This window comes from Zoogloea sp. JDB1, assembly GCF_056724025.1.
The window spans coordinates 4,751,311-4,760,414 of record NZ_CM161496.1 but is presented as its reverse complement, the minus strand read 5'-3'; the positions used below and the strand labels follow the sequence as shown (position 1 = coordinate 4,760,414).

The 9,104-nt window shown below is 67.4% G+C and carries 6 protein-coding genes and 1 tRNA gene; 1 reads left to right on the top strand and 6 read right to left on the bottom strand.

The window, feature by feature from the left end:
* Positions 1–6: 6 nt before the first annotated feature.
* The 6 genes from AC1PPK_RS21630 to AC1PPK_RS21605 form a co-directional block, all read right to left on the bottom strand.
* The gene (locus AC1PPK_RS21630) at positions 7–3,579 is read right to left on the bottom strand and encodes a PAS domain S-box protein (RefSeq protein ID WP_481115059.1); all 3,573 of its coding nucleotides are present in this window, start codon (positions 3,577–3,579) and stop codon (positions 7–9) included.
* A 255-nt stretch (positions 3,580–3,834) separates the two neighbouring features.
* A complete protein-coding gene (locus AC1PPK_RS21625) occupies positions 3,835–4,041 on the bottom strand; it encodes a type II toxin-antitoxin system VapB family antitoxin (protein WP_481115058.1) in 207 nt (68 codons plus the stop codon).
* A gap of 199 nt (positions 4,042–4,240) precedes the next feature.
* Positions 4,241–4,315, bottom strand: a tRNA-Val gene (locus AC1PPK_RS21620).
* Positions 4,316–4,482: 167 nt separating this feature from the next.
* A complete protein-coding gene (locus AC1PPK_RS21615; RefSeq protein WP_481115057.1) occupies positions 4,483–5,361 on the bottom strand; it encodes a DMT family transporter in 879 nt (292 codons plus the stop codon).
* Between the two features lie 115 nt (positions 5,362–5,476).
* Entirely contained in the window at positions 5,477–6,976 is a 1,500-nt protein-coding gene (locus tag AC1PPK_RS21610; RefSeq protein ID WP_481115056.1) for an NAD(P)H-hydrate dehydratase, read from the bottom strand.
* An 86-nt stretch (positions 6,977–7,062) separates the two neighbouring features.
* On the bottom strand, positions 7,063–7,632 hold the full coding sequence (locus AC1PPK_RS21605; protein ID WP_481115055.1) for an NADPH-dependent FMN reductase: 570 nt from the start codon (positions 7,630–7,632) through the stop codon (positions 7,063–7,065).
* Between the two features lie 210 nt (positions 7,633–7,842).
* Here AC1PPK_RS21605 and urtA point away from each other — a divergent pair, with 210 nt between their 5' ends.
* A complete protein-coding gene (gene urtA / locus AC1PPK_RS21600; protein ID WP_481115054.1) occupies positions 7,843–9,102 on the top strand; it encodes an urea ABC transporter substrate-binding protein in 1,260 nt (419 codons plus the stop codon).
* Positions 9,103–9,104 lie beyond the last annotated feature (2 nt).

Genomic DNA, 9,104 nt, shown 5'->3' with positions numbered 1-9,104 from the left:
GGGCCCTCAGTCGGTCTGGCCCGGTCCGCCGGACGGCCGTTCGGCCGGCAGCGGAATGGATTCGTACAGGTGGACCGTGTTGCGTCCTGAGACCTTGGCGCGATACATCGCGATGTCGGCGGACTTGAGGATCTCGTTCTGGCTGACGCTCAGGCCGTGGAACAGCGCCACGCCGATGCTCGACGAGCAGCGGTGTTCGACGGTGCCCGCGCCGTCGCCGTCCTGCAGCGCCAGCCGGTAGGGGCGAGCCAGGGACTGGCGGATCTTCTCGGCGATGGCCAGGGCTTCGAGACGGGACACGTCCTGGTCGGCATCCAGTCCGCCGAGGACGACGACAAACTCGTCGCCGCCCAGGCGGGCCACGGTGTCCACGGCCCGTACGCTGTGGCTTAGGCGGCGTGCCACCTCGACCAGCAGCAGGTCGCCGACGGCGTGCCCATACTCGTCGTTGAGAGGCTTGAAATTGTCCAGGTCGAGGAGGAGCAGCGCGCCGTATTCGCCGTTGCGCTTGCTGGTGGCCTGGGCGAGAGCCAGGCGGTCGTGGAGCAGACGCCGGTTGGCGAGCTGGGTCAGGCTGTCGTAGTAGGCGAGCTTGCGGATCTGCTCCTCGATGCGCTTGCGCTCCGAGATGTCGCTATGCACAACGACTGCGCCGCGGCGGCCGCCACCGAGAGGCGTGACGGTCATCGTGAACCAGCGTTCCTGCTGGGGCCCGTCGCAGGGGTATTCCAGGCTGAAGGTCGGCAGGCGTCCGTCGAGTACGCTACGGATGCCGTTGTGGGCCATGTCGGCGGTAGGGTCGGCGGAGGGCCCGGAGCCGCACTTGCACACGTCCAGGTAGCTGGTACCGACACCGGTGTTGGGTTCGCAGCGGTCGCCCTGGCGGCTGTTCTGCGTGGAGAACTTGCGCCAGGCTTCATTGACCATCACGATGATGCCGGCGTGGTCGAGCACGGCGATCTCGTTGGGGACCGAGTCGAGGATGTCCTGCATGAACACCCGGCTCCCGCGCAGCGCGTCCTCGGCCTCCTTGCGCTCGGTGATGTCGATGAAGAAATGGAGGGTGGCGGCCTGCTCGTTCCAGTGGATGCCGGCCCGGCCCACGTCGAACCAGCGCGCGCCCCGGTGGCGGGTAAGAATGCGGATCGAGTGGCGCTCGTCGGGCGTGTCGCCGGGGCTGTCTCCGGTGTCGAGGCGGAAGATGCGGGCTTCGTCGGCGGTGACGGCGAAGTCCCCGAAGGGGCGGGTCTGGAGTTCCTTTTCGCTGTAGCCCAGTTGCCGGGACAGGGCTGGATTGCAGAAGCGGATGAAGCCGTCCTGCACCACGCAGATGCCTTCGGCGCTGGCGTCGATGAGCAGGCGGTAGCGCTCCTCGCTCTCCCGCAGGCGGGCCTCGGCCTGGCTCTTCTCGATGGCGATGCTGGCCAGGCGGGCCATCTGCTCGATCAGCGCGATGTCGGCACCGCTCGGGGAGTGGGCCGTGCGGTGGTAGATGGCCAGCGTGCCGAGGATGCGGTGGTTCGAGGAGCGGATCGGCTGGGACCAGCAGGCCCCCAGTCCGGCCTGCGCCGCCAGGTCCAGGTAGGGTGCCCAGTAGGGATGGCAGCTTATGTCTTCGACGATGACGCGTTCGCCGGTGAAGGCGGAGGTACCGCAGGAGCCGACGCCAATGCCGATCTCCAGGCCGTCGCAGGATGCGTTGAAGAAGTCCGGCAGACTGGGGCCTATGCCTTTGTGGAAGCGCCGGCCCTCGCCGTCGAGCAACTGGATGCCGCAGCGCACGCCCGGGTGCAGCCGTTCGACGCCGGTGACCATGACGGTCAGAATCTGCTGCAGCACCGCGCCGCCGGCCAGCATCTCGAGGATCTGGCCGCGCAGCCGTTCGTGGTCCTCGGTTTCCTTGCGCTGGCTGATATCCGCGATGACGCCGATCACGCCGGCGTCGGCGGCCCTGTCGAAGGGGCGGCAGGTGAGGTGCCCCCAGAACACGCTGCCATCGGCGCGCTGGTACTGGCGGTCGGCATCCACCGCCGGGATCTCGTTGGCGAGCAGGGCCCGGACCCGCTGGCGGGCGGGCTCCCGTTCGGCGGGCAGCACCAGGTCGGCGTAGTCGCTGCCCACCAGGCTCTCCATCGGCCGCCGGAACATCTCGGCCATGCGCCGGTTGGCCAGCGCGATGTGTCCGTGGCGGTCCACCAGGAAGATCGCTACGAAGGAGGTGTCGAGGATCTGTTGCAGCAAGGCCTGTCGGTCGGCGAGCTTGCCGTTGGCCACGGCGAGGGCCTGGGTGCGTTCGGCCACGCAGGATTCGAGCTGCCTCTCGGTCTGGCTGGCGGTTTCGAGGGCGCGGGTCTTCTCGGCCAGCAGGCTCCCGTAGGTGTGGCGGACCTCCTGCAGCAGGGCTGCGCCGGCCAGAAGCGCGAACAGGATGAACAGGCCGTTGCGCAGCAGCAACTGCAGCGAAGAGGCGGGCAGCAGGCCGAGGAGTGGAAGTACGCCACTCAGCAGTGCGCCCAGGTAGAGGAGCAGGGCCAGCGCCAGCACGCCGTCGGCGCGCCCGCGGGAGGTCAGGACGCGATGCAGTTGCAGGGCCAGCGCCGCGACACCGGCTACCAGGTTGAGGAACAGCGCCAGGCGGACCAGCGGACCGTAGCGGTCGATCAGCAGGCTCAGCGGGATCAGTACGCAATAGGCTGTGGCCAGCATGTAGAGGCGATCCAGCCAGCGCGGGGCGCTGATGCGGATCACGAATTCACGCAGCGTCCATAGCATGCTGGCGATGGCCAGCGGCGCGATCATGCCGATGCTGGCGTCGCCCCATTGGGGATGCTCCCGCCACAGGGAGCCCGCCAGGAAGCCCTGGGAATTGGCCACGTAGACGCCATTCACCAGCAGTGCGACGCTCAGTGCCAGGTAGGGCCGGCTGCGGTTGATGGCCACCATCGCCAGCATGAACAGCAGTGCGATGACCAGCGCACCGAAGTACAGGCCCCAGTACAGTCCGCCGCTTTCGGCATCCTCTATAAAGGCTTCGGGTGTGCGCAGATGGGCGATCAGATACAGGGAGCTGGTCGTCTGGATGCGCAGGAAAACCGGGGCGTGAGGTGCGGAGCCCGGCGTGAGCCGGAAGGCGAACAGACGGTGGGCGAGTTCCCGTTCCCGGTAGGGCAGGCGGTCGCCGGCCTCGCGCATCCGCCAGCCGTCGGCGTGCTTTTCGTAGAGTTGCACGGAGTCGAGCACGGCGGGTTGGAGCTCCAGCCACCAGGCCTGATCTCCAGGCGGGCGTTCGAAACGCAACCACACCGCGTTGCGTGTATAGCTGAGGGCCAACCCGTCATGTGTCGGTGTGAACATGCTGTCGGGCATCTGGGCGATGTCTTCGATGCTTCGCTTGCCCCCCTCGTCCACGAAGACCCCATAGGGTAGGTCCGTGCCGAACTGGATGCGCGTACGCCCGCTGTCAGCCAGGCTCGGCGGACAGTGAAGGAGCAGGCATAAGGCCAGCAGACCCAGGATGCAGGTGACGAATCGGGCTGCAGGCGATGTCCGCCGGGGAGGCGAAGAAAAGAGGCAGGGCATGGCCCGGAGTATCCGACCTTTCCCGCTCCTTGAGCCGGATTTGTCCCTGCCCGTTGTGAGGATATTGGCGCTCGTGCGCCGATCACCGTAACCCGGTGGTGATCGATTTTCAGCGTCCGGTGGGTGTTACTGGGATCGAACCCGTGGTGCCCGGTCAGTGCAGATCCGGCCGGTGAGAGATCCCGAAGCGCTCCGCCAGCGCTGCATTGCCGTTGCGGAAGTGGTCGACCCAGACGGATGTGTCGATCAGGACGCTCATCGATCGGCGGCGTCGGTGCGCCGGCGGGCGATTTCCTGCATCTCCGGCATCGTCCCACCCAGTGCTGCCAGGCGCTTGGCGGCCTGGACCCGCACGAAGGTCTTCATGGCTTCACGAAACAGATCGGCCTTGTCCATGTCGGGGTCGGCCACGGACAGGGCTTTTTCGTACAGCTCGTCGTCGATGGTGACGGTGGTTCGCATGGCGCCGTCCTTTGCTCCGGATGTGATGCAAGTGTGCATCGCCAACTGAATCTTCACAAGATCAGTGCCGCGGTGCGCTGCGTGATGGTGCTGGAAGAGAGGGGCGATTCCCTGCGCTGGAGACGGGGGTTCCGGCTTGCCGGGCACGCAGAAGGCGTAAACGAAATCAGGCGCCCGGAGGCGCCTGATTTACTGAATCTGGTGGGCGGTACTGGGATCGAACCAGTGGCTTCCACCGTGTGAAGGTGGCACTCTACCGCTGAGTTAACCGCCCGGTGAGTTGAGGAGCGCATTATAGGAAGGCCACCTGGGGTCGTCAAGCACTTTCTGTATTTTCTTCGCAAAAACCTGGATGTCCGGGTTCTTGCCTGCTTCGAGCGCAATGAAGCGACCGCAATACAAGAGCAGATGGAGACGAAAACGTTTCCCGCTCGGACAAGCCTAGGTGCCACGCTGGCGCTGGCTATCGACGGCGATCAGCACGCCGGCTGCGCCGATGACCAGCATGCCGGCCAGCGCGACGGCGTCGGGCAGATGCTGGAAGACCAACCAGCCGAACAGCATGGACCATAGCAGCTGGCCGTACAGCATCGGCGACAGCAGGGAGGCGGGGGCTTCGCGGAAGGCGCGGGTGAGCAGGAAGTGACCGCTGCCGGCGAGCAGGCCCACCAGCGCCATCAGGGTGTAATCGGTGGAGGACGGTACGGGGCCGTGGTCCAGCCACGGGATGGCGAGGCTCATGGCGCCGCAGCCGACCAGCGCCGTGTAGAACAGCAGCGTCACCGGGCTCTCGGTGGCGGCCATGCGGCGGGTCAGCAACTGATACAGCGCATATGCAACCGCCGACACCAGCGCGTAGATCACGCCGTCCATCACCAGGCCGCTGCCCGGCCGGGCGACCATCAGCACGCCGCCGAAGCCGAGCAGCACGGCCAGCCAGCGCAGCGCACCGATCCGCTCGCCGAGGAGCGGGCGGGCCAGCAGTACGACGATCACCGGCGACGCGAAGATGATCGCCGTGGTTTCGGCCAAGGGCATGCGTTGAAAGGCGGCGACGCCGCCCAGGCTGGTGATCAGCAGCAGCACCGAGCGCAGCGCGTGCTGCATCGGATGGCGGGTGACGAATAGGCGGCTGCGCAGCCGGGGGCCGAGGAAGACCACCATCAGCAGCAGGTGTACGGTGTAGCGGGCCCACACCAGCAGCGGCACCGGGAAACGCTGGCTGAGGTATTTGGTGGACACGTCGAGCGTCGAGAACAGCACGACGGCCAGCAGGGCCAGGACAATGCCCAGCAGAGGGCGTTGGGGAGGGTGAGTCACGGCTTAGGGCGTGGATTGGCGGAAATGGATCGAACGGCTTTGGTGTACGCCGCCGCGCCGAGGTTCCGCCGGAATGTAGAACTGCGTGTTCGCGCGGGCGTGAAGATATGGTGCCTCAGGCTTCGCCGCGGACCCAGCGGTTGAAGCAGCGCCGTGCGGCGGGCGCGACTTCGTCGGCCAGCAGGCCACTGTCGAGGCCCAGCTCGGCGCAGCACGCATCGCCCGCCAGACCGTGCAGATGGACGCCGGCCAGCAGTGCGTCGCGGGCGTCCCAGCCGCGGGCCAGCAGCGCGGCGAGGATGCCGCTCAGTACGTCGCCCATGCCGGCGGTGGCCATCGCCGGGTTGCCGGTGGTGTTGATCCACCAGGCGCAGTCGGGGCTGGCGACCACGCTGCCGCAGCCTTTCAGCACGACCCACGCATTGAGCTGCGCGGCCAGCCTGACCGTGGCGGCGAGTCGGTCGGCCTGCACGTCGGGTGTCGTACATGCCAGCAGGCGGGCGGCTTCGGCGGGGTGGGGCGTCAGCAGCGTCGGCGCGCGGCGGTGGGCGACGGCCTGTTGCAGTTCGCTGTCGCAGGCCACCAGGTTGAGGGCGTCGGCATCGAGGACCAGCGGCGTGGTGCGCAGCACCGCGTCGTGCACGAGGGCGCGGGCCGCATCCGACTGGCCGAGGCCGGGGCCGACCGCGAAGGCGCCGATGGCAGGATCGGCCAGCAGCTCGGCGGCGGCGCGGAACATCAGTTCCGGGCGCAGGATGTCCACCGCCAGCGCGGCCGGGTCGAGCAGGCCGAGCAGCACCCGGCCGGCGCCCAGGTGGGCGGCGGCCCGCCCGGCCAGCACGGCGGCGCCGACCATGCCCGGCGCGCCGCCGACGAGCGCCGCGTCGCCGTAGCTGCCCTTGTGGCTGTTGCTCAGGCGCGGCTGCAGGCGGGCTGCGAACAATGCCGGCGTGATCTCGCGGCCGGGCGCCGGGGCCAGGGTTTCGGCGTCCACGTCGATGGTGGCGAGGTAGAGTTCGCCGCACTGGTCCGGGCCGTCCAGCGTCAGCAGGCCGGGCTTGAGGGCGATGAAGGTGATCGTATGGGTGGCTGCAAAGCAGGGGCCCAGGCGGCGCCCGGTGTCGCCGTCCAGCCCGCTCGGGATGTCCACCGCCAGGCGCGGGCAGGCTTGGGCGTTGAGGGTGTCGATCCAGTCGGCGTAGCGGCCTGCGAGAGGGCGCTGCAAGCCGATGCCGAACAGCGCGTCCACCACCAGCGCCCAGCCTTCCGGCGGGGCCGGCGGCAGCTCGGCGCAGGTTGTGCCGCCGACGGCCAGCCATGCGGCGTGGGCGGCGGCGGCATCGGCGGGCAGGTGGGCCGGGTCGCCGGCGAAGGCGACGTCGACTCGACGTCCGACGCCCTGCAGCACGCGGGCCATCACGAAACCGTCACCGCCGTTGTTGCCCGGTCCGCAGGCGACCAGCACCGGCCCGGCGCCGGTGGCGAGGCGCGCGGCCAGCATGGCGGCGGCCGCGCCGGCGCGCTCCATCAGCGGGGGTTCGGCGCCGGGGATGGCCAGCGCCTCGATGGCGCGGATAGCTGCGACGGGATAGATCGGGCGGGACGGAGCGAACATGGCGTGATGGTGTGCCCGCGCCAGTGCGGCGCAGGGCAACGCGAAATGACTTGCCCCGATTCTAGCCGAGCCGGGCGGGCCCGCCGTCAGCCTTCCAGCGCGCCGCTGACGATCAGCAGCTTGCCAGCCAGATTGCGGAGGGTCTTGCTGCGGGCTTCGTCCAGTTGCCCGTCGGCGTCGAAGGCCTGGTCGGCGTGGCTGACTGCCAGGGTTTGCGGCAGCACCAGCACGCCGAGGCCTTCCAGCGAATCGCGCAGGTGCTTCAGTCCCCGCATGCCGCCCAGCGCGCCCGGGGAGGCGGCGAGCAGCAGGGCGATCTTGTCCCGGTAGGGCACGAGGCCGCTCTCGTCGCCATCGGCGCGGGAGATCCAGTCGAGGGTGTTCTTGAGCAGGGAACTCATCGATGAGTTGTTCTCCGGCGAGGCGATCACCAGCGCGTGGTGTTCCTTGAACAAGGCCTTCAGCTTGCGCGCGGCGGGCGGGATGCCCTCGGCCGCTTCCAGGTCGCCGTTGTAAATCGGCAGCGGGTAGTCGGCCAGTTCGATCAGTGTGACGTCTCCACCCAGGTCGGTCAGGGCTTGCGCGGCCACCTTGGCCAGCTTGCGATTGAGGGATTCCCGGCGGCTGCTGCCGGAGAAGACGAGGATGCGCGGCATGAAGGACTCCTTGAGATTGGTCGGGGCCATGCATCCGTTATAGGAGGGCGTTCGCTGCAGCGCCAGCAACGGTGCGCCTCTGCAAGTTTGGCGGAGGACTACGCAGGACCTACGCAATCTGACGTATTCCGGGGATGGGACGGGCTCCGTAATCTGCGTTCCATTGCTGCACCGCATTAGCCAAACCCAACCGATACCAAGGAGTCATCGATGCAAAACCGTCGTTCCTTCCTCAAGGCTGCCGTCATCTCCGCCTCCATCGCCGCGATGGGCGGCATCGCTTCCAGCGCCTACGCGGCCGACACCATCAAGGTCGGCATCCTGCATTCCCTGTCCGGCACGATGGCAATCTCCGAGACCGCCCTCAAGGAAACCGCGCTGATGACCATCGAGGAAATCAACGCCAAGGGCGGCGTGCTCGGCAAGAAGCTCGAGCCGGTGGTCGTCGATCCGGCTTCCGACTGGCCGAAGTTCGCCGAGAAGGCCCGCCAGCTGCTGTCCCAGGACAAGGTCGCGGTGACCTTCGGCTGTTGGACCTCGGTGTCCCGCAAGTCGGTGCTGCCGGTTTACAAGGAACTCAACGGCCTGCTGTTCTACCCGGTCCAGTACGAGGGCGAAGAGCTCGAGAAGAATGTCTTCTACACCGGTGCGGCGCCCAACCAGCAGGCCATTCCGGCGGTGGAATACCTGATGAGCAAGGAAGGCGGCTCCGCCAAGCGCTTCGTGCTGCTCGGCACCGACTACGTCTATCCGCGCACCACCAACAAGATCCTGCGCGCCTTCCTGCACAGCAAGGGCGTTGCAGATGCGGACATCATGGAGGAGTACACCCCCTTCGGCCATTCCGACTACCAGACCATCATCGCCAAGATCAAGAAGTTCGCCGGCGAGGGCAAGAAGACCGCGGTGATCTCGACGATCAACGGCGACTCCAACGTGCCCTTCTACAAGGAACTGGGCAACGCCGGCCTGAAGGCCAAGGACGTGCCGGTGGTGGCCTTCTCGGTGGGTGAGGAAGAACTGCGCGGCGTCGATGCCAAGCCGCTGGTCGGCCACCTGGCCGCGTGGAACTACTTCATGTCGGTGAAGAACCCCGACAACGACAAGTTCATCAAGATGTACCGCGACTGGGCCAAGAAGGCCAAGCTGCCGAAGGCCGACACCGTCGTCACCAACGATCCGATGGAAGCCACCTACGTCGGCATCCACATGTGGGCCCAGGCCGTCGAGAAGGCCAAGTCCACCGACACCGACAAGGTCATCGCGGCGATGGCGGGTCAGACCTTCAAGGCCCCGTCCGGCTTCACGCTGAAGATGGACGAGACCAACCATCACCTGCATAAGCCGGTCTTCATCGGCGAGATCAAGGCCGACGGCCAGTTCAACGTGGTGTGGAAGACCAAGGGCCCGATCCGCGCCCAGCCGTGGAGCCCGTACATCCCCGGCAATGAGAGCAAACAGAAGCTGTAAGA